This is a genomic window from Pseudoblastomonas aquimaris (genome assembly GCF_035481675.1).
GTDB lineage: Bacteria > Pseudomonadota > Alphaproteobacteria > Sphingomonadales > Sphingomonadaceae > Alteriqipengyuania_B.
In genome coordinates this window covers 523,065-546,635 of record NZ_JAYJJW010000001.1, presented here as the reverse complement: position 1 = coordinate 546,635, position 23,571 = coordinate 523,065, and the positions used below count along the sequence as shown (strand labels likewise).

Genomic DNA, 23,571 nt, shown 5'->3' with positions numbered 1-23,571 from the left:
CGCCGCAGCGCTCAAGCAGGGCGGGCCGAGTTATCGTCAGTCGGCGAAAGTGGTCGGCGCCTCGCTTGCCACCGTGACTTCGCCGCCGCGCACCTGGCGCACTTCCATCGCACGCTCGATCACGCCGTTGCGATCGAAACGGAACGCACCGTCGAGGCCGAGAAAACCGTCGCTGTCGGTGAGAGCCGCGCGCGGGAAATCGCGGCCGACGCGCCAGTCCTGCGCCACGTTTAGCGTCAGCAGGACGGCATCGTAGCCGAGCGTAGCGATACGCGGGGGTGCGCTGCCGAAACGCTGCTGGTAGCTGTCGTAGAACCTCCGGAAGCGGCGGTCCGACACGGTGGAGAACCACGCGCCGTCGAGCGCGCTGGCGTTGGCGATGTTGGCATCGCCGCCCCACAGCTCGGTGCCGAGGATGCGGACGCCGGCATTGCCGCGCACGTTGCCGGCTGCCGTGATCGACAGGCGCGGCGTATCGGCAATCAGCACGGCGTCGTAGCCGCCGCGATTGCGCAGGCGCTGCGCCGCATCGGTAATGGAATTGGTGCCACGTTCGTACCGCTCCAGCGCGACCAGCTGGCCGCCGTTGGCCTCGAGCACATCGCGCAGGGCGAGTTCGGCGCGGCGGCCGTATTCGCCATCCGGAATCAGGGCGGCGAAGCGCGAATTGCCGGCAGCGCGCGCATAATCGACCGTGCGCTGCACCGACTGGCCCGGCAGGACGCCCATCACGAACACATCGCGCGCGGCCTGGGTCATGTCGTTGGAAAAGGTGATCAGCGGCACGTCCGCCGGGCGCGCCTGGGCGAGGACCGCGCCGACGTTTTCCGACAGGAGCGGGCCCAGGATCAGCTTGTTGCCATCGGCAATCGCGCGGGCGGCGGCGCTGCCTGCACCCGTCCCGGTATCGTAGGTGGTGATGCGCAGGTTGCTGGCATTGGTATCGAGCAGCGCGGTGGTGGTGGCGTTGGCGATCGCCTGACCGGTGTCGGCATTGGCGCCGGTCATGGGTACGAGCAAGGCGATGCGGTGCCTCGTCTCGTCACCGGAAGGCAGGGCACCGGCGGTCGGCCCGGTGGGTGCCGTCGTCGCACCGGAGCCGCCATCGGACGCCGTACCCGCGTCGACTTTCGGGATGACCGCACATCCACCCAGCGCAAGCCCAAGCCCCGCCGTTACGAAAAACCGCCTGTCGACCCCAAAACGCATAACTTGCCGCTCCCGCGTAAAATCGTCACAAGGCGCGCCGTGACCGATGCGCCCGAAATCGAGACCGAGACCGGTCCCCTCACACCCGGGCTGTATATACTGGCCACCCCGATTGGCAATCTCGGCGATATCAGCCGGCGCGGCGTCGCGGTGCTGGAAGCGTGCGACGGGGTTGCGTGCGAGGATACGCGCGTCACAGGCAAGCTCCTGAAACATCTTGGTATTTCGAAGCCGTTGTGGCGTTACGACGACCATGCCGGCGAAAAGGACCGGGCGCGGCTGGTCGCGTCGCTGGTCGACCGCGTCGTGGTTCTGGCAAGCGATGCGGGCACGCCGCTGGTTTCCGATCCCGGCTACCGACTGGTGCGTGATGCGCAGGCGGCGGGGCATTATGTCACCACGCTGCCCGGACCCAGCGCACCGGTCGCAGCGCTGACGCTGTCGGGCCTGCCTAATGACCGCTTCCTGTTCGCCGGATTCCTGCCCGCCAAGGACAAGGCCCGCGCCGACACGCTGGCGGAACTGGCGGGCGTTCCGGCCACGCTCGTGTTCTTCGATACCGCGCCGCGCCTGTTGAAGTCCCTGGCGGAAATCGGGCGGCAATTCCCGTCGCGCGAAGTGGCAGTCGCGCGGGAACTCACCAAGAAATTCGAGGAATGCCGGCGTGGCAGCGCGACAGACCTCCAGGCTCACTACGCCGACCACCCACCCAAGGGAGAAATCGTCCTCCTGATCGGACCGCCGGTTGCCGAAACGGCGTCGGCCGAGGATGCGGACGCGCTTTTGCTCGAAGCCCTTCAGACGCAGAAGGCATCGCAGGCGGCGGCGCAGGTGGCCAAGGCTACCGGCCTCGACCGCAAGACGCTCTATGCGCGCGCGATGGAGCTCCGCGCCCGATGAAGCGGCAGATTGCCGAGCGACGCGGGCGGGACGGGGAGGATCGCGCCGCGCTGTGGCTACAGATGAAAGGCTGGTCGATTCTCGCTCGGCGGCGCAAGACGCCGCTCGGCGAGATCGACCTCATCGCACGGCGGGGCAAGCTGATCGCATTCGTCGAGGTCAAATGGCGCAAGACCGCTGCCGCACTCGACGACGCCATCGACGAGCGGCGCCTCTCCCGCGTCGCTGCCGCGGTGGAGGCCGTCGCCCACGAATACGCCACCGACGGCGAAGACATACGGCTCGACGTGATCCTGCTTGCGCCCGGCCGCTTCCCCCGCCACATCGCCAACGCCTGGCAACCCTGACCCATCGGCGGTCGCGGGACGAACGGAGACGATCATGGCCTTACGCGTCGCAGTGCAGATGGACCCGCTGGACGGCATCAACATCGCCGGTGACAGCAGCTTTGCGCTGATGCTGGCCGCACAAGCGCGCGGACACGAGGTGTGGCACTACGACGTCGGTTCGCTCGCTTACGAGACCGATGGCACTCCGTCCGGCCGGATCACCGCCCACGCCGCCCCGGTTAGGGTCCAGCGGGTGGAAGGCGACCATTTCACCATGGGTGAGCGCCGCCGGATCGACCTTGCCCGCGACATCGACGTGGTGCTCATGCGGCAGGACCCGCCGTTCCACCTGGGCTACATCAGCGCCGCTTTCCTGCTCGACCGCCTGAAAGGAACCACGCTGGTCGCCAACGATCCGCGCGAAGTCGTGAACGCGCCGGAAAAGATGTTCGTGCTCGATTATGCACGCTTCATGCCGCCGACGCTGATCGCGCGGCAGCTGTCCGATCTGGTTGAATTCCGCAAGACGCATGGTGCAGTGGTGGTGAAACCGCTCCATGGCAATGGCGGCAAGGCAATCTTCCGCATCGACGAGGACGGGATGAACCTGTCAGCGCTCAGCGAAGTCTTCAACCAGACCTGGCCCGAGCCGCACATGGTGCAGCCTTTCCTTCCCGAAGTGGCGGAAGGCGACAAGCGGATCGTCCTCGTCGACGGCGAAGTCACCGGTGCGATCAACCGTTTCCCGGGGGAGGGCGAGTTTCGCTCCAATCTCGCGCAGGGCGGCCACGCCGAGGCCGCCGAACTGACCGATTGCGAGCAGGAGATTTGCGCGGCGATGGGGCCGGAATTGAAGAAGCGCGGGTTGGTCTTCGTCGGCATCGACGTGATCGGCGGCAAATGGCTGACCGAAATCAACGTGACGTCCCCCACCGGCATCGTCGCGATCGACAAGTTCAACGGAACGGACACGCCCGGACTGATCTGGGACGCGCTGGAGCGCCGCCACGCGGCGATGTGACGGTCAGTCCCTCTCGTGCGGATGGGCGGAGCGGTAACTGTCGAGGATCTTGGCGGCATCGACCTTGGTGTAGATTTGCGTCGAACCCAGGCTCGCATGGCCGAGCAGTTCCTGCAGGCTGCGAAGGTCCGCCCCGGCACCGAGCAGGTGGGTGGCGAAGCTGTGGCGCAAGGCATGGGGGGTCGCCGTTGCCGGCAGGCCGAGCACCTGCCGCGCCCTGGCGGTCACCTTCTGCACTGCGCCCTGGCCGAGAGCGCCTCCGCGTGCCCCGCGAAACAGCGCCTTGTCGGGAAGCAAGGCGAACGGCACCGTGCGCTCGTATTCCGCCACCGCTTCGCGCACGGCGGGTAGGAGCGGAACGACGCGCTGCTTGCCGCCCTTTCCTGTTACGGTCAGTTGCTCGCCAAGCGGCAGGTCCGCCCCCGTCAGCGACAAGGCCTCCGCCACGCGCATTCCCGCGCCATAGAGCAGCATCAGAACCGCCGCGTCGCGCGCGCCGATCCATTCCTCGCGCGCCTGTTCCCGGACGGTTTCCGCAAGGCCCACGGCATCGTCGGGCGTGACGGGGCGGGGAAGCCCCTTCTTCACGCGCGGACCGCGCAGGCGCGGCGCGTCGGCATCGTCCCTGCCGACTTGCTGGCGGGCAAAGGATATAAAGCCCTTGAGCGCCGAGAGCTCTCGCGCGGCAGAAGTGTTCGCGATGCCTTCCGCCCGCCGCGCGGCAAGCTGGCCGCGCAGGTCCCTTGCCGTCAGGTCGGCCACCGCGCTCCAATCGGACAGTCCCAACCGCTCGACCAACCTCTGGGCACCGGCTGCATAGGCGCGCACGGTGTGGGGGGATCGGCGGCGGTTTTCCGCCAGATAACGCTCCCACTGCGCCACCAGTCCGCAAGAGGTCATGGCATTACCAGCTCCGCCGGGACCAGCTCGGCAAGCAGCGCATCGAGCAGGGGCATCGCTTCGGGGCTCACGCCGATGCGTCCGCCGCGCTCCCAGATCATGCCGAGATCGCGGTAAAACGCCACCCGCTCCAGATCGACCAGCGCGGGGCGCGCAAGGCCGAAACGGGCGGCGAGGGCGGACAGGTCGATCCCTTCGCGCAGGCGCAGGCCCATCAGCAGCGCCTCGCTTGCCTGTTCGCGCAGGCCGAGGGCACGCTCTTCCGAAAGGCCATGGCCATTTCGCTCAATGGCGGCGAGGAAGTTCTCGGGCTTGCGGTGCCGCTGCGTTGCAAAACCGTTCCGTCGCCCATGCGCGCCAGGGCCGACGCCGACGTAATCGTCATAGCGCCAATAGGCGAGATTGTGCCGGCTTTCCTCTCCGGGGCGGGCGTGATTGCTGATCTCGTAAGCGGGCAGGCCGGCAGCGCCTGTCACTTCGGCGGTCAGTGCGTAGAGATCACCCGCAGCATCATCGTCCAGCGGCACCAGTTCGCCCTTGCGGACCAGCGTTTCGAAGCGGGTGCCGGGCTCGATGGTGAGCTGGTACAGCGAAAGGTGCCCCGTGCCGAAAGAGAGGGCGCGGCGTAGCTCCGCCTCCCACTTCTGCGCCGCCTGGCCGGGCCGTGCGTAAATGAGGTCGAAGCTCACGCGGTCGAAATGCGCCTGCGCGACGTCCAGCGCCGCAAGTCCCTCTTCCACGCCGTGTAGCCGCCCGAGAAATTGCAGTGTCCGATCATCGAGCGCCTGTAGCCCGAGCGAAACGCGGTTGATGCCCGCAGCGGCAAGGGCGGAGAAATTGGCCGCTTCGACCGAGGACGGGTTGGCTTCCAGCGTGATCTCGATCGCCGGATCGAAGCCCCACAGTTTCTCGGCCTCTGCCAGCAATTGCCCGACCAGCGCGGGCGGCATCAGCGAAGGCGTGCCGCCGCCGAAAAAAATCGACGTCAGCGTTTCGGCCGCCGCAGACCGTGCTTCGTATTGCATGTCGGCTAGCAGCGCCGCGCCGAAACCGTCTGCGTCGATCCGTTCGCGCACATGGCTGTTGAAGTCGCAATAGGGGCATTTAGCCAGGCAGAAGGGCCAGTGGATATAGAGTGCGCGCGCCATTGCCGCTTTCAGTCTTTGTTAAGTCCCCGCGCGTCAAGTTCCGCGGCATGGGAACGGGACGGGTCATCGCGTCATTCGGCGCATTCATTCTGTGCATCGCACTTGTCGTGGGCGCGCTTGCCGTGCCTCGGGCAGAGGCCAACGGCGCGCGCAATGTCGCTGCGACGATCCTCGAGCAGCACAACCGCGAACGCGCCCGCTTCGGGCTCGCCCGTCTGTCTTGGAGCGGCAAGCTGGCGCGCGAAGCGCAGGTCTGGGCAGACGAACTGGCGCGCAGCAACACGATGCGGCATTCGACCCGCGCCCAGCGCGGCGGGGCAGGGGAGAACCTGTGGGCAGGCTCTGCCGGATATTACAGCCCCGCGCAGATGATCGACGGTTTCCTGCAGGAACGGCGCATGTTCCGCGCGGGCAATTTCCCCGATGTCTCCAACACCGGGCAATGGTCCGACGTGGGCCACTATACGCAGATCATCTGGCCGCAGACGCGCGAGGTCGGCTGCGCCATCGCCCGCGGGGAAGGCAACGATTTTCTCGTCTGCCGTTACATGCCGGCAGGCAATGTTTACGGCCAGCCGGTCGGCTGATATCCTGCGGCATTACCGGCACTTGCCGGCGGGGAGATGCCGATGAACGCCTTTCGAACCCTTGTCGCCAGCCTGGCCATAATTGCGGCAGCCGGGTGCACCGGGGCGGCACCGATGCGCACACAAGGCGCGATCGCCACACCGGGCTTCCAAAACCAGGTCCTTTCGATCCACAATGCCGCGCGCGCCGAAGTGGGCCTGCCCGGCCTGCTGTGGAACGCGACGCTGGCATCGCAGGCCGCCGATTACGCAGCGGAGCTGGCCTCTTCCGGCCACTTCGAACACGCGGCGTTCGATGACCGCTTCGGCAATGGCGAAAACCTGTGGCGCGGTACGCGGGGGCGCTTTCCCGTGTCCTTCATGCTCGGCACGTTCGTCGAGGAGAAGCGCTATTTCCGCAAAGGCCAGTTCCCCGATGTCAGCACGACGGGTAATTGGATGGACGTGGGCCACTACACGCAAATCATCTGGCCCGCGACGACCGAGGTCGGATGCGCGATGGCGAGCAATGCCAGCGACGATTACCTTGTCTGCCGTTATGCCCCCACAGGCAACGTCAACGGCATTGTCGTCGGCTGACACCTTCCGGCAGCGGCCTGCCGCGCTTTTCGCTCGGCAAGCCTGCCACCAGTTTCCGAAGCGCGACGAGCGGTTTTGACACCGCGTCGTTTACCGTGATCGTTGCCCCGCCATTCATCGTGGGGACGGCAAGGGAGCGGACATGAGGATCGGTCGCCATTCATCGAAAATTGTACTCGCGCTTGCCGTCACTTCGAGCCTGGGCGGGTGCGGCGGAGGAGGATCGTCCGGCGGCACTCCCACGCCCACGGCATCCGGCAATCCGGGTCTGACGCCCGTCCTGTCGGGCCCGAGCAATCCGAGCCCATCGCCCAGCCCTTCGCCCACCGGTACCACCGGCGCGGGTGACGAATCCTTCGACGCGGCGATGCTCCGGCTTCACAACGCGGCCCGAGGCGAAGTCGGCACGCCCGCGCTGGTGCAGGACGACAAGCTCGTCGAGCAGGCCCAGGCCTATGCCGAGAAGCTGGCCGCCACGGGACAATTCCAGCACAGCCCCTCCGGCGAGCGCGAAGGGCAGGGGGAAAACCTCTGGGCCGGCACCGCGAGCCGGTTCAGCTATGACGACATGGCCGGCGCGTGGATCGACGAGAAGCAGTACTACATCCACGACCGCTTCCCCTATGTCAGCAAGACCGGCAACTGGGGAGACGTGGGCCATTACACGCAGATCATCTGGCGCGACACGACGCGGCTGGGCTGCGGATTGGCGACCGGGGGCGGGCGCGATGTGGTAGTGTGCCGCTACGCCCCACCCGGCAATGTGGTGGGGCAGTTCGCCTACTGATCAGCCGCCGAACTGTTCGGCGACCAGCTTGGCAAAGGCATCGGCGCGGTGGCTGATGGCGTGTTTTTCTTCCGGCGCGATCTCCGCGAAAGTCTGCTCGCGGCCCTGCGGTACGAAGACGGGGTCGTAGCCGAAACCCATTTCGCCGCGCGGCGGCCAAGTCAGCGACCCCGGCGCGGTGCCTTCATAAACGGCCTGCTCCCCATCCGGCCACGCCAGCGCGAGCACGCAGTGGAAGGCAGCGCTTCGATCGACATCAGGTCCCTTTTCGCTGAGCAGGCCTTCGACCTTGCCCATCGCCATGTACCAGTCGCGCCCGGCCTGGCCTTCGAACCATTGCCGTTCGGCCCAGTCGGCGGTGTAGACACCGGGCCGCCCGCCCAGCGCATCGACGGCAAGCCCGCTGTCGTCGGCGAGCGCCGGCATCCCGCTCGCCTCGGCAGCGGCGCGGGCCTTGATCAGCGCGTTCTGGACGAAGGTCGTGCCGGTTTCCGCCGGCTCCGGCAGGCCGAGCGATCCGGCCGAGATGCAGGATACGCCGTGCGGTGCGAGGAGGGCCGAAATCTCTTTCAACTTGCCCGCATTATGCGTGGCGATCACCAACTTGCCGGAGCTGAGGCGCCGGGTCATCGGGTCGCTTTGTCTTGTGCCGCGAAGATTCGGTCGCAGCCGATGCGGGCAAGGCGCAGGAGGCGCAGCAGCCCTTCCTCGTCATACGTCGCCCCTTCTGCCGTCGCCTGCACTTCGGCGATCTGGCCGCCTTCGATCAGGACGAAATTGGCATCGGCGTCGGCGCTGGAATCCTCGTCGTAATCGAGGTCGAGCACCGGATTGCCCTTGTAGATGCCGCAGGAAATCGCGGCGATCTTGCCGGTCAGCGGGTCCTGCGTGATCGAACCCTGTTCCATCAGCGTGTTGACCGCCAGGCGCAGGGCGACCCACGCGCCGCTGATGGAAGCCGTGCGGGTGCCGCCGTCGGCCTGGATGACATCGCAGTCGAGGGTGATCTGCCGCTCGCCCAGCTTCTTGAGGTCGGTGACGGCGCGCAAGGACCGGCCGATCAGGCGCTGGATTTCCTGCGTCCGCCCGCTCTGCTTGCCCTTGGCCGCTTCGCGCATTCCACGCGTGTGGGTGGCGCGGGGGAGCATCGAATATTCGCCGGTGACCCAGCCTTCGCCCTTGCCGCGCAGCCACGGCGGGATCCGTTCTTCGATGCTGGCGGTGCACAGCACCTTGGTTTCCCCGAAGGAGACCAGGCAGGACCCTTCGGCATGCTTGGTGAAACCGGTCTCGATAGTGATGGCGCGCATTTCGTCGGGGGCACGGCCTGAAGGTCGCATGGTATTCTCCGTTAAGCGCAGATCGGCCTGCGCGTGGGCGTTGCCATTGCCCATAGTCGACGGGGGGCGAAAGGGAAGGGCGCGCGCCCGCGAAGGTTGGAGTTCTGTGCGCCATTGCCTACAAGCGAAGGCGATGGCCGACCTGCCCGTATCCGAAATGACAGAACGTGCGCGCGAGATCTTCCGCCTCGTCGCCGAGGCCTATCTGGCGAGCGGGCAGCCGGTGGGTTCCAAAACGCTCGCGGACGATGGCCGGGTGGAGCTGTCCCCCGCCTCGATCCGCTCCGTTCTCGCAGACCTCGAACGCATGGGCCTCCTCGCGGCGCCGCATACCAGCGCCGGCCGCGTACCCACGGAAAGCGGCCTACGGCTGTTCGTCGACGGCATGATGCAGGTGGCAGAGCCCACCGCGAGCGAGCGTGCCGCCATCGAGAGCCGCCTGTCCGAAGCCGGCCCGATCGAGGCCGCGCTCGAAAGCACCAGCGCGCTCCTGTCCGACCTTACCGCGGGCGCCGGCCTCGTCATGGTGCCGCGCCGGGAGCCACGGGTTGCGCAGATGAGCATCGTTCCCCTGTCGCGCGAACAGGCGCTGGCGGTGCTGGTGGGCGAGGACGGCCATATCGAGAACCGCGTGCTCGCCATCGCGCCCGGCACCCCGGCCAGCGCGATGGAGCAGGCGGCCAACTACATCAGCGCCCGGCTGAAGGGTCGGACACTGGCGGAGGCGACGCGGGCCATCGAAAGCGAAATCCTGTCCGGCCGCAGCGCGCTCGACGATGCCAGCCGCAGCCTGGTGGAGCGCGGCATCGCGACCTGGAGCAAGGATGCGGACGCGCGGCCCGTGTTGATCGTGCGCGGCCAGTCCAAGCTGCTGGACGAGGCAGCCATCGCCGATCTCGACCGCGTGCGCCAACTGCTCGACGACCTCGAAAGCAAGCAGTCGGTCGTCGAATTGCTGGAGAACGCGCGCGAGGCGGAAGCCACCCGCATCTTCATTGGCAGCGAGAACCGCCTCTTCGCGCTCAGTGGCTCGTCCGTCATCGCTTCGCCCTATCGCGACCGCGAGGGCAAGGTGGTCGGCGTGCTGGGGGTGATCGGCCCGACGCGGTTGAATTACGCAAGAGTGGTCCCCATGGTGGACTTCACGGCCCGTTCCCTGGGCAAACTCATCGGATAATCTGGAAAAACGAACGACATGGACGATACCAAGCGCGAGCACGAAGACCCCGCGGTGGCGGAAGAACTGGCCGGCGTGCCGGAAGAGATGCTCGACACCCCGGGCGACGACAATGACGACGCCGGTAACGATGCAGCTGGCAGCGCGAGCGAACTCGCCGCGCTGCGCGAGGAACTGGAGGCCGCGAAGCAGGACGTGCTCTATGCCCGCGCCGACACGCAGAACGTGCGCCGCCGGCTGGAAAAGGACATCCAGGATGCGCGCGCTTACGGCGCGACCGGCTTTGCCCGCGACATTTTGTCGGTGGCCGACAATCTCGACCGGGCGATCCAGTCGATCCCCGAGGATTTGCGCGAAGACAGCAAGTTCAAGGGCCTCGTCACCGGTATTCAGGCCACCCAGCGCGAATTGGAAAAGGTCTTCGGCCAGAACGGCATCACCCGCATCGCCGCGATGGGCCTGCCGCTCGACCCCAACCAGCACCAGGCGATGATGGAGGTCCCGACCGACGTTGCCGAGGAAGGCACCATCGTACAGGAAATGCAGGCCGGCTACATGATCAAGGACCGGCTTCTCCGCCCGGCCATGGTCGGCGTGGCGAAGAAGCCGGGTTGAGATACATTCCTCGCTAAAGCGCCTGACTAGCTGGTCCCCGCTCCCATTTCAGGAGTAGATCTTCGACGGTTTTGCTCGCCATCCTCATTTCGCCAATCCTGTCGTCAGGAATGGACATGGAATAGATAACGGCGCTGTATCGCCGATCGAAATTGCACGTGCCAGTTCTTAATGTTGCATAGCAGGTTGCGATCTGTGATCCGTTCGCATCTCGATATTCCCAAAAATTTGTGCCGGTACCGTTTACTCGCACAATTTTGCTATAATCGATGTCGCGATCCGAACATGCGCCAGTCCGGTAATTAGGTCCCTTCGCAGCCGAAGATCTGCAAAGCTGACGCGCACTTTGCACCGAAACCACGCTGGAATAGACGTCATGATCCAGAGTGAAGATAAATCCGGCGTCCTCGGTCCCAATTGGCCTCGACACCTTGTATTGCGATTGATCGATCTTCGAGATCGTAAATTGGGTATCGGCGACCCTGAAACCATCAACGTTCCCTGCCGAGCATCCGGCGAAAATGAGAAAAAATACGCTTGCTAGAAGTCTCTTTTCCAAGACCGGTTACCCCTTCGTCGGTGGCGGCACCCGTAAATTTTGAAAGCGATATTTAAGGTCAATCCTCCGCGGACGAATTTCAGGACTTTGACCCCGGAAACCGCACCAAAAGGTCATACGGCGCAGGGTCGACCGCGCCGGCCAGGCGGGCGCCGTTCCTCAGCAGGAAGGCATGGCGGACGATTTCCGCCTGTTGTTCGATGCCGTATCGCTCCAGCGACCAGCCGGGCTTCAGCGCATAATCGTAGCGGCAGAACGGATGGCGGCGCAGGGGCAGGTACCATTCGCCTTTCTGCTGGGTCTGCCACACATGGGTCATCTCGTGGACGAACAGGCCTTGCCGTGTCAGCGATGCGGAAGAAAAGTCGTCGCAGTAATCCTCCCCGCCGGGGTGGAAATGCAAATGCCCGCGTGGGGCCATGACCACCCGGCGCGGCTGGAGCGGAAACCATTTCCTGCGCCGGATGGTGACCTTGTCATAGGCGATGGCGTTGCCGAAGACGCCCTGCGCCAGCGCGATCTCGCCTTCGGTCAGGCGGCGTTCCCCGCCGACCGGGCAGGCCGCGCTGTCTTGCGCATCGATTTCCATCAGTTGCGGTCGTCTCCGGCATCGCGCACTTCGGCTTCGAACGCGTGCTTGTTGCCGCGCGCGAAGACGATGCGGGCGGTGACCGTGTCGCCCGCCTTCACCGTGTCGGGCAGTTCGAAGACCATGCCGTGCTTGCCGCCCGGTTCGAACGAGACATTGTCGCCCGGCTGCATCGCCATCGGACCCATCTCGTTCATGTCCATCTTGCCGGCCCATTCGACCATTTCGTGCAGCGCGGCATTGGCGGCGCCTTCCACCTCGAGACCGCGCAGCGCAATGCCGCGCTCGCCGTTATAGGAAAGGTCGAAATACAGCGCCGCCGGATTGCCCGCCACAGCCGGCAGGATCAGCCGCGCATTGGACACTTCGAAGCCCTCCACCGTGTCGGCAGGCGTCTGTTCCACAGGTGCCTCTTCGCTGCCGCAAGCGGCCAGCGCCAGCGAGCCCGCACCCAGTGCGAAGGCGGCAAAAATCGTGTTACGCATCGTATTCCCCCTCGGGTCAATTCCAATGCGGGACTAGCCAGACGCGTCTCTTGTGCCAAGGAAAACCGCACCTATATCCGCCTCACAATCGAGCTGCCCAAGCGCCTCTTGCCGATGACGGAAGGGGCAACGCGGCGGCGTCCAACCAAATGAAACCAGGAATGGGGAAACATGGCTAAAGTTATCGGTATCGACCTCGGCACCACGAACTCCTGCGTTGCCGTCATGGACGGCGGCAAGCCCAAGGTCGTCGAAAATTCCGAAGGCGCGCGTACCACGCCTTCCATCGTCGCCTTCACCAAGGACGGCGAACGACTGATCGGTCAGCCGGCCAAGCGCCAGGCAGTGACCAACCCGGACAACACGCTGTTCGCGATCAAGCGCCTGATCGGGCGCCGGTTCGACGATCCGATGACCAAGAAGGACATGGATCTCGTCCCCTACGACATCGTGAAGGGCAAGAACGGCGACGCATGGGTCGAAGCCGGCGGCGAGGAATATTCGCCCAGCCAGGTATCCGCCTTCATCCTGCAGAAGATGAAGGAAACCGCCGAAAGCTATCTCGGCGAAACCGTGACGCAGGCCGTGATCACCGTTCCCGCATACTTCAACGACGCGCAGCGCCAGGCGACCAAGGACGCCGGCCAGATCGCCGGCCTCGAAGTGCTGCGCATCATCAACGAGCCGACCGCAGCGGCGCTCGCCTATGGCATGGACAAGGACGAGAATAAGACGATCGCGGTCTACGACCTCGGCGGCGGTACGTTCGACATCTCCATCCTCGAAGTCGGCGACGGCGTGTTCGAGGTGAAGTCCACCAATGGCGACACCTTCCTCGGCGGTGAAGACTTCGACGCGGCGATCGTCGAGTGGCTGGCCGACCAGTTCAAGAAGAAGGAAAACATGGACCTGAAGAGCGACAAGCTCGCTCTGCAGCGCCTGAAGGAAGCCGCCGAAAAGGCGAAGATCGAACTGTCCAGCAGCCAGACGACGGAAGTGAACCTGCCGTTCATCACCGCGCGCATGGAAGGTGGCAGCTCCACCCCGCTGCACCTGGTCGAGACGATCAGCCGCTCCGACCTTGAAAAGCTGGTCGGCGACCTGATCCGGCGCACGCTGGAGCCGTGCAAGAAGGCGCTGGCCGATGCCGGCGTCTCCAAGGACGAGATCGACGAAGTCATCATGGTCGGCGGCATGACCCGCATGCCCAAGGTGCGCGACGTTGTAGAACAGTTCTTCGGATCGAAGCCGCACACCGGCGTGAACCCGGATGAAGTGGTCGCCATGGGCGCCGCCATCCAGGCCGGAGTGCTGCAGGGCGACGTCAAGGACGTGCTGCTGCTCGACGTGACCCCGCTGTCGCTGGGCATCGAGACGCTGGGCGGCATCATGACCAAGATGATCGACCGCAACACGACGATCCCGACCAAGAAGAGCCAGGTCTACTCGACCGCGGAAGACAACCAGAACGCGGTGACGATCAAGGTCTTCCAGGGCGAGCGCGAGATGGCGCACGACAACAAGCTGCTCGGCCAGTTCGACCTCGTCGGCATCCCGCCGGCGCCGCGCGGCGTGCCGCAGGTGGAAGTCACCTTCGACATCGACGCCAACGGCATTGTCAACGTGTCGGCCAAGGACAAGGGCACCGGCAAGGAACAGCAGATCCGCATCCAGGCGTCGGGCGGCCTGTCCGACAGCGACATCGAACAGATGGTGCAGGACGCGGAAAAGTTCGCGGAAGAAGACAAGAAGCGCCGCGAAAGCGCCGAAGCCCGCAACAATGCCGACAGCCTGGTCCACGCGACCGAGAAGCAACTGGAAGAGCACGGCGACAAGATCGATACCTCGCTGAAGAGCGACATCGAGGCCGCCATCGCCGAAACCAAGACCGCGATCGAATCCGACGATACGGACCAGATCAAGGAAAAGAGCCAGAAGCTGACCGACCTCGCCATGAAGATGGGCCAGTCGATCTACGAGCAGGAGCAGGCCTCCGCCGCGCAGCCTGAAGCCGATGCCTCGGCAGGCGACAGCTCTGCCGACGAAGACGTCGTCGACGCCGAATTCTCCGAAGTCGACGAAGACAACAAGGGCTAATCGCCCGATGGAAACCAGCCCGCCACCGGTGCCGCGACCCCCAGGGGCCGGTACCGGTGGCGGAATGGTTTGGGGGTTCTGACACACGTGTCCACGACCGAAACCGATTTCTACGAACTGCTCGGCGTGTCTCGCACGGCCGATGGCGCGACGATCAAGTCCGCCTATCGCAAGATCGCGATGCAGTGCCATCCCGATCGCAACCCCGGCTGCGCCGATTCCGAAGCGCGCTTCAAGGCCGTGGGCGCGGCGTACGAGGTCCTGAAGGACCCGCAGAAGCGCGCTGCCTATGACCGGATGGGCCACGCCGCCTTCGCCCAAGGCATGGCGGGTGGCCACGGCGGGGCGGGCCACGCCGACTTCGGCGATCTTGGCGACCTGTTCGAAACCATCTTCGGGTCTGCCTTCGGGGGCGGAGCCGGCGGCGGGCGGCAACGCCAGCGCCGCGGCGCGGACATGCGCTACGACATGGAAATCACGCTGGAGGAGGCGTTCCACGGCAAGGACGCCCAGGTCGAGGTGGAAGTCGCCGCGACATGCGACACCTGCTCCGGTTCCGGCGCGGAACCCGGTACCTCGGCGCGCCAGTGCAACCTGTGCCACGGCCACGGCAAGGTCCGCGCGCAGCAGGGCTTCTTCATGGTCGAACGCCCGTGCCCCAGCTGTCACGGCCGCGGCGAGATCATCGAAACGCCGTGCCACGAATGCCGCGGGGAAGGGCGGGTCGACACCGTCCAGACGCTGGAAGTCGACATCCCGCCGGGCGTCGATCACGGCACGCGCATCCGCCTGTCGGGCAAGGGCGAGGCGGGGCCGATGGGCTCGCCGCCGGGCGACCTCTACATCTTCCTCCACGTCCGCCCGCATCCGATCTTCCAGCGCGACGGGACCTCGCTGCTGACGCAGGTGCCGATCAGCTTCACCCGCGCGGCGCTGGGCGGCACGCTGGAAATCCCCGGCATGGACGGGGAAACCCACACGATCGACATCCCTGCCGGCATCCAGTCCGGCAAGCAGTTGCGCAAGCGCGGGGCCGGCATGCCAGTGCTGCAAGGCCGCGGCCGGGGCGACATGGTGGTGGAAGTCACCGTGGAAACGCCGACGAAGCTGAGCGCGAAGCAGAAGGAACTGCTGCGCGAATTTCAGGAAACGGAAACCGGTGACGAATGCCCCGGTAGCCGCGGCTTCTTCGACAAGCTGAAGGACGCGTTCGGCGCGTGAGCGACCGGCCGGCAATCCTGCTGGTGTGTCTCGGCAATATCTGCCGCTCCCCGCTCGCCGAGGGCGCCTTTCGCGCCGAAGCAGCCCGTGCCGGGGTGATAGCGGAGATCGATTCCGCCGGCACGGCTGCATGGCACGTGGGCAAATCGCCCGATCCCCGCTCCATCGCGGCGGCGCGCGCAGGCGGTGTCGATATTTCCCGGCAGCGGGCGCGGCAGGTGACGGCAGAGGATTTCGCCCGCTTCACCCATATCTTCGCGATGGACGACACGAACCTCGCCGATCTCGAAGCAATGGCCCCGCCGGGCGCCACGGCGGAGGTGCACCTCCTGCTCGATCTCGTCGAGTCCCGCGCCGGGGCGAGCGTGATCGATCCGTATTACGGGGACGAGGAGATGTTCGCCTACACATGGGACGCAGTGTCCGAAGCGGCGCGGCAGTTCTTTTCCGAAACCGCCGGATAAGGCGCGGTCAACCCAGCTTCACCTGCACTTCGTGCATCAGGCCGGGCACCAGGCGCGGCTCTGCCGTCAGGCGCGGCTCCTCCTCCGCCAGGATCGCCATGAACAACCGCCGCTTGAAATCGTGGAAGGCCGCGTCGGGCAGGCGGTGGTTCATCGTCGACGCGACAAGGTCGATCATCCGGTCCGCCCCGTGCAGGCGGCCCCACAGATAGTCGTTCTCGCGATAGGCGCGGCTGAAGAAGGCACCGAAATTGAAGAACTCGGTGCCGCGCAAGGTCTCCGCCGTTCCGCCTTCGCGGATCGACTTCGCATCCTCCGGTGAAATCCGGTCGACCTTGACCGGCTCGAACTCGGTCAGCGCCTCGTTCTTGATCAGCGGCAGGGTCGCAACGTCGTAGAACGGGAAGCCGAGATAGGTCAGCAGCATGCGCCGGCGCAGGTTCTTGGGCATTTCCTCCAGCGTCGCGGCCAGCATTTCCTCGACCTGCTCGTCGCATTGCTTCAGCCGGCGGCGCTCGGCCAGCGCGCCCAGCGCGGCGAGCGGTTCCTCCAACGCCCCTGCTGCCAGCGGCGCAAAGTCCGGATCGCCCGCGGGCCGTTTCTCCGCCTCGAAATAGAGCGAAAGCATCCGGTAAACCGCATCGCGCGCCGTATCGAGCGCCTCGTCCGAAATCTCCGGATCGGCCTCCCAGTCGCGCGCCAGCCTGCGCGCCAGCAGCCGCAGCCGCCGGACCCGGAAGCCGAGATCGTGCGAGCGGAAGAACTCGATTGCCTCCGCACTCGCCCCGCCGCCATCGGTCGCGAGCCTTTCCACGTGCGATGCTGCCAACGCCTCGCGCAGCCGGGCGGAAAGCACTGCGACGTCGGGCCGCTCCTCCTCCGGCGCGGCGGCGGCAATGCTTTCGGCCAGCCGGTCGACGATCCCGGCAAACTTGCTCTCGGCATATGAGACGAAGGCATAGCCTGCGCCTTCCGCCGCAACCTGCTGCGCCTTTTCCCGCCACGCCTTCAATCGCTTGGTCGTAGGCCTGTCGAGGAACAGCGTGCGCCCGAATAGGCGGTCGACCGCGCCTTCCACTTCGGGGCGCAAGGACGCGATGATACGCCGCATCCGCTCCGCCTCCCGCGATTGCTCCTGCAAGGCTTCCAGGTTGTCGCGGATCGGCTGCTGGCGCGGGATCGCCGACAGGGAGCCGAGGATGGTGCGGAAGAAGCCGGTCGTGCGGTTGTCGTCCGTGATCGCCACTGTCTTGGGGTGCGGGTCGATATAGACGAAGCGCCGGTCGACCTCGCGCTGGGCAGGCCGCATGTCGAGCACGCCCATCGCTTCCGCAAAAGGCTTGTTGACCAGTACCGACCCGTCGATCAGCGCGACCTTTTCAACATCGCGGTCGGCGAAATGGCCGGGCATGATGTGGCGCAGGAAAGCGTCCCGGCCCGACCATTCCCAGTCGCGCTTTGCGGCCAGCCGGTCGAGCTCGGCAATCTCCAGCGGCGGGAAGGCCCCCGGGAAGCTCGCAGTGGAACGCGCGGCCATGACGAGCTCGAGCGGGTGGGCCAGCGCCGCGCCCGGCCCGCTGGGCGTGCGCTTGTGGAAGCCGATCGGCATCCGGTGCTCGCGCTCCTCCACCACCGGCGGGCTGTGCAGGCGTAGCAGCTGGCGCGCGCCGTGGAAATCTGTCGCGGTCACGAACAGGTCGAGCGGGTGGCCGGGCGGTAACAGGGGGTCGCCCGCCGGTGCCTCGCGCATGGCGACCAGCGCCCCGGCGAGCAGGTCCGAGAAGCCGAGGCCGGAGAAGGGCGGGGCGAACCAGCGGCTGCGGATCAGGGTGGAAAGCTTGCGCCGCACCTCTGCCCGTGTTTCCGGCGCGACACTGTCCGACACGGCGTTGCCCGGTCGGGTGAACAGCCAGGAGACCAGCGGCTGCGCCCAGAACTTGGTGGCGCGGGACCAAGGGCGCGCTTCCTCGTCGATCAGCTGTTCCACATCGGCATGGTCCAGCCACAGGTCGGTCAGCGGCTCCAGCGACTGGCCGGAATGGATCGCCTGCGCCAGGAACACCGCGTTGATGCCGCCCGCGCTTGCGCCCGCCAGGATGTCGGGCAAAACGCGCAGCCGCAGCCCTTCGTCCTGCACGGTTTCCAGCAATTCGCGGTAGATCGCCTCGCTCGGCGTCAGTTCGCCGTGGCCGCCGTGGAAATGCCGGCTGGCCCGCGCGAGCTTCCACAGCTCCTTCGTGACCCCGTGCATGTAGACCGCAAGGCTCACTCCGCCGTAGCAGACCAGCGCGATCCTGAGTTCCTTTTGCCGCATCGACCCCACAGTGGCGGGGATAGCTGCGATTGGCAATTGCGTTCTTGGTCCGTTCCGCTTAGGTCCACAGCCGATGGCCAAGACCAAGAAACGTTTCGTCTGCCAGGCATGCGGCAGTGTCCACCACCGCTGGCAGGGCCAGTGCGCCGATTGTGCGGAATGGAACACGCTGGCCGAGGATGCGCCGGCGACCGTTTTCTCTCAGAAGCACGACCTGTCGAGCGGGGGGCGGATGGTGGAGTTCGTCAAGCTCGACCAGAAAGGCGAAGACCTTGTCCGCCGGCCGAGCGGGCTGGAGGAATTCGATCGCGCCCTTGGCGGCGGGATCGTGCCGGGCAGCGCCATCCTGATGGGCGGCGATCCCGGTATCGGGAAATCTACCCTGCTGTTGCAGACCGCCGGCAATGTCGCCCGCGCAGGCGGTGATGTGGTGTACGTCAGCGGTGAAGAGGCCGCCGGGCAGGTACGGATGCGCGCGCAGCGCCTCGGCGTGGCACAAGCGCCGATCAAGTTCGCCTCCAGCACCTCGGTCCGCGACATCCTGACCACGCTGGGATCGATGGAGCCGCCTGCGCTGTTGGTGATCGATTCCATCCAGACGATGCATTCCGACACCATCGAAGGTGCGCCGGGCACCGTCAGCCAGGTGCGCGGCTGCGCGTTCGAGCTGATCCGCTATGCCAAGCAGAGCGGGACCGCGCTGGTCCTCGTCGGCCACGTCACGAAGGACGGCAACATCGCCGGGCCGCGCGTGCTGGAACACATGGTCGACGTGGTGATGAGCTTCGAAGGGGAGCGCAGCCACCAGTACCGGATCCTGCGCAGCCTCAAGAACCGCTTCGGCGCGGTGGACGAAATCGGCGTTTTTGCGATGGCCGGCGCCGGGCTGGAGGAGGTGAAGAACCCTTCCATGCTGTTCCTGTCCGGGCGCGACGAGCCGGTGGCGGGCAGTTCGGTCTTCCCAGCGCTGGAAGGCACGCGGCCGGTGCTGGTCGAAATCCAGGCGCTGATCGTGAAACTGCAATCGGGCGCCACGCCGCGCCGCGCGGTCGTCGGCTGGGACAACGGGCGGATGGCGATGCTGCTGGCGGTGCTGGAATCGCGCTGCGGGCTCAATTTCTCGAGCGCGGAGGTCTATCTCAACGTCGCGGGCGGGTACCGGCTGACCGATCCGGCGGCGGACCTTGCCGTGGCCGCGGCGCTGATTTCCGCGCTGGCGGACAAGCCGCTGCCGGCCAAGAGCGTGTTTTTCGGCGAGGTCTCGCTTGCCGGCGAAATCCGTCCGGTCGCGCACGCCGGCCTGCGGCTGAAAGAGGCGATGAAGCTGGGGTTCGAGCGCGGGTATGGCCCCGGCAACGCAGGCGAGAAACCCAGGGGCCTCAGCTACGATCCGTTGACAGTCCTGCCCAAGCTCGTTGACCGGATCATGGGCAGCGCATAGGGGTCGGCCACGAAACAGAGGGATCGGTGTTTCGATGACGGCGTTCGACATTATCGTGATCCTGATCGTCGGCGTGGCCGCGATCGGTGGCTTCATGCGCGGCTTCGTGCAGGAAATCCTGTCGCTGCTGTCGTGGGTACTGGCGATCTTCGCGATCCGCTTCCTCCACACCGACCTGTCCGAAGCGCTGCTGGGCGTGTTCGATTCCCCCAATGCCGCATCGGTGCTCGCCTTCGTGCTGCTGCTGCTGATCCCCTACGCCGCGATGAAGCTGATCGCCGGGCGGATGGGGGAGGCATCGCGCAACAGCGTGCTTGGCCCGATCGACCGCGTGCTGGGCTTCGGCTTCGGCGCGGTGAAGGGCCTAATCATCGTGGTGATGGCCTTCTCCATCCTCGTGCTCGGTTACGATACGATCTGGGGGGCGCAGGGCCGGCCGACGTGGATCGTCAACGCGCGGACCTATCCGCTGGTCGACAGCTCCAGCAAGGCGATGGTGGAAATCATTGCCGCCCGCCGCGCAAGGCTGGCGGACGAGGAACGCGCCGAGCAGGAAAGGCGCGCGGCGGAGGAGGGCAACTGAGCCGCTCCGCCAAGCTCTACACGCCCGAAATGCTGTCGCTTGCGGTCACGCTCGCCGACTATCCGCTGACCGATACGCTGCCCTTGCGGGGGAGCGCGCGGTCGCGCGCGTGCGGCAGTTCACTGGAGCTCGGCCTGGCGCTGGACGGGGACGCCATCTCCGACCTCGGCCTCCTCACGCAAGCCTGCGCCGTCGGCCAGGCGGCCGCCGCAATCTTTGCCGCCGCGGCGAGGGGGCGAACGCGTGAGGACATCCGCCTTGCCAACCGCCACCTTGCTGCCTGGCTCGCCGGCGGCCCCAGCGCGCCCGACTGGCCGGGCATAGAGGCCCTGGCAGAGGCGCGCGCGCATCCCGGCCGGCACGGGGCGATCATGCTGCCGTGGAAGGCCGCGCTGGACGCGCTTCCCATGCCCGCGCCCGCGCGTTAAGCGATTTTCCGGACAGGGAGAGGGAGTTCACCGATGGCGGACAGCGCCGTGATGCAACGCGAACCGACCGACAAGGAAATCCGGCTGGTTATCGCCGCCAGCTCCGCCGGCACCGTGTTCGAATGGTACGATTTCTTCATTTACGGCACGCTAGCCTATATCCTGAAAGACGCGTTCTACGACGTCGATAACGACACGCTCGGCCTGCTGCTGGTGTGGTCGACCTTCGCTGTCGGCTTCGCCTTCCGCCCTATCGGCGCGATCCTTTTCGGCTTCCTCGGCGACCGGCTGGGCCGCAAGTATACCTTCCTCGTCACGGTGACCCTGATGGGCGTCGCGACCGCAGGGGTCGGCCTGATCCCGACCGTGCAGACTATCGGCATCGCGGCGCCGATCATCGTTATCTGCCTGCGTGTACTGCAAGGCCTCGCGCTCGGCGGCGAATACGGCGGCGCGGCGATTTACGTTGCCGAGCACGCCCCGCCGGAAAAGCGCGGCTTCTACACCAGCTTCATCCAGGCGAGCGTGGTCGGCGGCTTCGTGCTGTCCATCGCCGTGGTACTCGCCTGCCGCTGGCTGATCCCGGCGGAAGATTTCGCCGCATGGGGCTGGCGCGTGCCGTTCCTGCTGTCGATCATCCTGCTCGGCATCTCGCTGTGGATGCGCCTCAAACTATCCGAAAGCCCAGTGTTCCAGGCGATGAAGGAAGCGGGCGAGACGGCGGCCAACCCCTTCGTCGAAAGCTTCACCTATCCGGGTAACAAACGCCGCATCTTCGTCGCCCTGTTCGGCATTACCGGCGTGCTGACCACGATCTGGTACACCGCATTCTTCTCCAGCCTCGGCTTCCTGCGCGGGCCGATGCGGCTGGACGAGCAGCTGGTCGAATACATCCTGTTTGCTGCCGGCCTCGTCTCGATGGCGTTCTACATCGTGGTCGGAAAATGGTCGGACCGGGTGGGCCGCAAGAAGCCGATCATCATCGGCGCGCTCGCCTCGCTCGTCCTGCTGTTCCCAATCTTCTGGGGCATGGGCGCGCTCGCCAATCCGGGGCTGGCATCCTCGGCAGAGGCGAACCCGGTGGTTGTCGAGGGGCCGCAATGCTCCACCGATCCTTTCGCCGACCTCTTCGACCGCGAGCAGAGTCGCTGCGGCAAGATCCTCGAAACGCTGACCGCCAGCGGCGTCGCCTATAATGTCGTGGAGGCGGACGACCTGCGCCTCACCTCGGGCGATGCGGAGATCGCCATCGACGAGGGCTGGTTCGCCGATGGGGCCGCGCGGCGCGACGGGCTGCAGCGTGCGCTCGGCGTGTCGGGCTTCGACTTCACACCGCAGAAACCGCCCTTCGCAAACGTGCTCGGCATCTTTGCCCTGCTGCTGGTGCTCGGGATGCTGTCGGCCCTGACATACGGCTCGGTCGCGGCGCTGCTGACAGAGATGTTCCCCGCCAAGATTCGCTACAGCTCGATGTCGATCCCCTATCACATCGGCGCGGGCTACCTCGGCGGTTTCCTGCCGCTGATCGCGGGGATCATCGTCGCGCGCAGCGGCGATGTCTATGCCGGCCTGTGGTACACGATCGCGGTCGTGGGCTTCGGCGTCCTCGTCGCCTGGTGGGGCCTGCCGGGTGGCCCGCCGACCGATTTCGCAGACGAGACAAAGTGACCCAGACACCGCGGACCTTACGGCTGGCAATCGACCGGGAAGCGCTGGCGGCCAACTGGCGCACGCTCGATAGCTTGTCCGGCAAGGCGAAAGCGGGTGCAGCGGTCAAGGCCGATGCCTATGGGCTCGGCACCGATCTGGCCGTGCCGGTGCTGCGCGATGCAGGATGTGAGGCCTTCTTCGTCGCCCATTCGAGCGAGGTCGAGGCTGTCGCGGCCCATGTGCCGGCCGGACAGATCGCCGTTCTCCATGGCCCCACGTCTGACGAGGATGCCGCGGCCATCCGCGCGCTCGGCGCACTGCCCGTCATCAACAGCCTCGCCCAGGCGGCGAGGTGGATCTCTTCGGGGGGAGGGCAGTGCCACCTGATGGTCGATACCGGCATCAACCGCCTCGGCATTTCGCCCGCGGAAGTCGGCGACCCGGTTGTCGCCGGGCTCGATGTGGTAGTCGTCATGTCGCACCTCGCTAGTGCGGACGAGGATAGCGCGCTCAACGAATTGCAACTCACCCGTGCGCTCGAGACATTCGCGCACTTTCCCGACGCCGCAAAGAGCCTCGCCAACAGCGCCGGGATCGCGCTCGGCAGCGGCTATCATTTCGACATGACGCGCCCCGGCCTCGCCCTTTACGGCGGCAAACCGCGCGAAGAGCTCGCCGGCGCAATCCGGCAAGTCGTGCATCCGCAGGCCGCCATTCTCCAAGTGCGACAGATCGGGGCAGGGGACAGCGTCGGCTACAACGCTACTTTCATTGCGCGCGAGGAGATGCGCGTCGGCACGGTCTCGCTCGGCTATGCCGACGGCTTCCTGCGCAGCTGGTCGGGCAAGGCAGTGTTCCAGCACGGCGGGCGCGAGCTGCCCGCACTGGGCCGCGTATCGATGGACATGGTCGTCGTCGACCTCTCCGCCGCGCCCGACCTCGGCGAAGGGGACTGGCTGGAGCTGCCCTACGACCTACCCGCCGCGGCCGAAACCTCCGGCCTGTCACAGTACGAGCTTCTCACCACGCTGGGGCAGCGCTTCGCACGATAGAGCTATATTGCAGTGCACATGCTGCGCATGCTAAGCGAAATGCTGCGCAGCAAAATGCCGCAACCGGCGCACAATTGGGCCGAGGGAACACAGGGA

General features: G+C 66.1%; 25 protein-coding genes. 16 read left to right on the top strand and 9 right to left on the bottom strand.

Translation table 11 applies throughout. From position 1 onward, the window contains the following. Positions 1–36 precede the first annotated feature (36 nt). Positions 37–1,209 carry a penicillin-binding protein activator gene (locus tag VCJ71_RS02650; protein ID WP_324638882.1) on the bottom strand — a complete coding sequence of 391 codons (1,173 nt, stop codon included), beginning with the start codon at positions 1,207–1,209 and terminating at the stop codon, positions 37–39. A 39-nt stretch (positions 1,210–1,248) separates the two neighbouring features. Here VCJ71_RS02650 and rsmI point away from each other — a divergent pair, with 39 nt between their 5' ends. The 3 genes from rsmI to gshB are packed head-to-tail and all read left to right on the top strand — an operon-like array spanning position 1,249 to position 3,459. Continuing rightward, positions 1,249–2,109, top strand: a complete 861-nt coding sequence (gene rsmI / locus VCJ71_RS02645; RefSeq protein WP_324638880.1) for a 16S rRNA (cytidine(1402)-2'-O)-methyltransferase — start codon at positions 1,249–1,251, stop codon at positions 2,107–2,109. Beyond that, complete coding sequence (locus VCJ71_RS02640) at positions 2,106–2,456, top strand: YraN family protein (RefSeq protein WP_324638878.1); 351 nt, start codon at positions 2,106–2,108, stop codon at positions 2,454–2,456. Before rsmI ends, VCJ71_RS02640 begins: the two co-directional genes overlap by 4 nt. A gap of 34 nt (positions 2,457–2,490) precedes the next feature. Continuing rightward, positions 2,491–3,459, top strand: coding sequence for a glutathione synthase (gene gshB, locus VCJ71_RS02635; protein ID WP_324638877.1), 969 nt, complete (start codon positions 2,491–2,493; stop codon positions 3,457–3,459). A gap of 3 nt (positions 3,460–3,462) precedes the next feature. Here the strand turns inward: gshB and VCJ71_RS02630 are convergent, their stop codons facing one another. Next, complete coding sequence (locus tag VCJ71_RS02630; RefSeq protein ID WP_324638875.1) at positions 3,463–4,359, bottom strand: tyrosine recombinase XerC; 897 nt, start codon at positions 4,357–4,359, stop codon at positions 3,463–3,465. Beyond that, positions 4,356–5,507 carry a radical SAM family heme chaperone HemW gene (gene hemW / locus VCJ71_RS02625; protein ID WP_324638874.1) on the bottom strand — a complete coding sequence of 384 codons (1,152 nt, stop codon included), beginning with the start codon at positions 5,505–5,507 and terminating at the stop codon, positions 4,356–4,358. The genes VCJ71_RS02630 and hemW overlap by 4 nt, the downstream gene beginning before the upstream one ends. Positions 5,508–5,554: 47 nt before the next feature. Here hemW and VCJ71_RS02620 point away from each other — a divergent pair, with 47 nt between their 5' ends. The 3 genes from VCJ71_RS02620 to VCJ71_RS02610 all read left to right on the top strand — a co-directional run bounded on the left by VCJ71_RS02620 (position 5,555) and on the right by VCJ71_RS02610 (position 7,460). Then, positions 5,555–6,094, top strand: a complete 540-nt coding sequence (locus VCJ71_RS02620; protein WP_324638872.1) for a CAP domain-containing protein — start codon at positions 5,555–5,557, stop codon at positions 6,092–6,094. Between the two features lie 114 nt (positions 6,095–6,208). Then, on the top strand, positions 6,209–6,673 hold the full coding sequence (locus VCJ71_RS02615; protein ID WP_324638871.1) for a CAP domain-containing protein: 465 nt from the start codon (positions 6,209–6,211) through the stop codon (positions 6,671–6,673). 367 nt (positions 6,674–7,040) lie between these two features. Further along, entirely contained in the window at positions 7,041–7,460 is a 420-nt protein-coding gene (locus tag VCJ71_RS02610; RefSeq protein WP_324638869.1) for a CAP domain-containing protein, read from the top strand. On the opposite strand, the gene rdgB is transcribed toward VCJ71_RS02610, so the two are convergent. Together rdgB and rph are read right to left on the bottom strand one after the other, a co-directional pair. After that, on the bottom strand, positions 7,461–8,090 hold the full coding sequence (gene rdgB / locus VCJ71_RS02605; protein WP_324638866.1) for an RdgB/HAM1 family non-canonical purine NTP pyrophosphatase: 630 nt from the start codon (positions 8,088–8,090) through the stop codon (positions 7,461–7,463). It lies immediately after the preceding gene. Beyond that, on the bottom strand, positions 8,087–8,800 hold the full coding sequence (gene rph / locus VCJ71_RS02600; RefSeq protein ID WP_324638864.1) for a ribonuclease PH: 714 nt from the start codon (positions 8,798–8,800) through the stop codon (positions 8,087–8,089). Before rph ends, rdgB begins: the two co-directional genes overlap by 4 nt. Before the next feature lie 133 nt (positions 8,801–8,933). Here rph and hrcA point away from each other — a divergent pair, with 133 nt between their 5' ends. Together hrcA and grpE are read left to right on the top strand one after the other, a co-directional pair. After that, positions 8,934–9,977, top strand: a complete 1,044-nt coding sequence (gene hrcA / locus VCJ71_RS02595; RefSeq protein ID WP_324638862.1) for a heat-inducible transcriptional repressor HrcA — start codon at positions 8,934–8,936, stop codon at positions 9,975–9,977. An 18-nt stretch (positions 9,978–9,995) separates the two neighbouring features. Beyond that, a complete protein-coding gene (gene grpE / locus VCJ71_RS02590) occupies positions 9,996–10,592 on the top strand; it encodes a nucleotide exchange factor GrpE (RefSeq protein WP_324638861.1) in 597 nt (198 codons plus the stop codon). Positions 10,593–10,605: 13 nt separating this feature from the next. On the opposite strand, the gene VCJ71_RS02585 is transcribed toward grpE, so the two are convergent. From VCJ71_RS02585 to VCJ71_RS02575, 3 genes are all read right to left on the bottom strand, one after another. Beyond that, positions 10,606–11,151 carry a hypothetical protein gene (locus tag VCJ71_RS02585; RefSeq protein ID WP_324638859.1) on the bottom strand — a complete coding sequence of 182 codons (546 nt, stop codon included), beginning with the start codon at positions 11,149–11,151 and terminating at the stop codon, positions 10,606–10,608. A 79-nt stretch (positions 11,152–11,230) separates the two neighbouring features. After that, positions 11,231–11,740, bottom strand: a complete 510-nt coding sequence (locus VCJ71_RS02580; RefSeq protein WP_324638857.1) for a vgr related protein — start codon at positions 11,738–11,740, stop codon at positions 11,231–11,233. Further along, a complete protein-coding gene (locus VCJ71_RS02575) occupies positions 11,740–12,225 on the bottom strand; it encodes a copper chaperone PCu(A)C (protein WP_324638855.1) in 486 nt (161 codons plus the stop codon). Before VCJ71_RS02575 ends, VCJ71_RS02580 begins: the two co-directional genes overlap by 1 nt. A gap of 171 nt (positions 12,226–12,396) precedes the next feature. On the opposite strand from VCJ71_RS02575, the gene dnaK reads away from it, so the two are divergent. The 3 genes from dnaK (at position 12,397) to VCJ71_RS02560 (ending at position 16,007) form a co-directional block, all read left to right on the top strand. Next, entirely contained in the window at positions 12,397–14,322 is a 1,926-nt protein-coding gene (dnaK, locus tag VCJ71_RS02570) for a molecular chaperone DnaK (protein WP_324638852.1), read from the top strand. Between the two features lie 87 nt (positions 14,323–14,409). Continuing rightward, a complete protein-coding gene (dnaJ, locus tag VCJ71_RS02565; protein WP_324638851.1) occupies positions 14,410–15,543 on the top strand; it encodes a molecular chaperone DnaJ in 1,134 nt (377 codons plus the stop codon). Then, complete coding sequence (locus VCJ71_RS02560; protein WP_324638849.1) at positions 15,540–16,007, top strand: low molecular weight protein-tyrosine-phosphatase; 468 nt, start codon at positions 15,540–15,542, stop codon at positions 16,005–16,007. The genes dnaJ and VCJ71_RS02560 overlap by 4 nt, the downstream gene beginning before the upstream one ends. A 7-nt stretch (positions 16,008–16,014) precedes the next feature. Here VCJ71_RS02560 and VCJ71_RS02555 read toward each other — a convergent pair whose 3' ends face one another. After that, positions 16,015–18,321 carry a patatin-like protein gene (locus VCJ71_RS02555; RefSeq protein WP_324638848.1) on the bottom strand — a complete coding sequence of 769 codons (2,307 nt, stop codon included), beginning with the start codon at positions 18,319–18,321 and terminating at the stop codon, positions 16,015–16,017. A 73-nt stretch (positions 18,322–18,394) separates the two neighbouring features. Between VCJ71_RS02555 and radA the strand changes: the two genes are divergently transcribed. Genes radA through alr form a run of 5 tightly spaced genes read left to right on the top strand, consistent with a single transcriptional unit; the run spans position 18,395 to position 23,475 of the window. Then, complete coding sequence (gene radA / locus VCJ71_RS02550) at positions 18,395–19,762, top strand: DNA repair protein RadA (protein ID WP_324638847.1); 1,368 nt, start codon at positions 18,395–18,397, stop codon at positions 19,760–19,762. A gap of 34 nt (positions 19,763–19,796) precedes the next feature. After that, on the top strand, positions 19,797–20,345 hold the full coding sequence (locus VCJ71_RS02545; protein ID WP_290135092.1) for a CvpA family protein: 549 nt from the start codon (positions 19,797–19,799) through the stop codon (positions 20,343–20,345). A gap of 29 nt (positions 20,346–20,374) precedes the next feature. Further along, on the top strand, positions 20,375–20,773 hold the full coding sequence (locus VCJ71_RS02540) for an iron-sulfur cluster assembly scaffold protein (RefSeq protein ID WP_324638845.1): 399 nt from the start codon (positions 20,375–20,377) through the stop codon (positions 20,771–20,773). A 33-nt stretch (positions 20,774–20,806) separates the two neighbouring features. Continuing rightward, a complete protein-coding gene (locus VCJ71_RS02535; protein WP_324638843.1) occupies positions 20,807–22,441 on the top strand; it encodes an MFS transporter in 1,635 nt (544 codons plus the stop codon). Further along, the gene (alr, locus tag VCJ71_RS02530; RefSeq protein WP_324638842.1) at positions 22,438–23,475 is read left to right on the top strand and encodes an alanine racemase; all 1,038 of its coding nucleotides are present in this window, start codon (positions 22,438–22,440) and stop codon (positions 23,473–23,475) included. The genes VCJ71_RS02535 and alr overlap by 4 nt, the downstream gene beginning before the upstream one ends. The last annotated feature ends 96 nt before the right edge of the window (positions 23,476–23,571 follow it).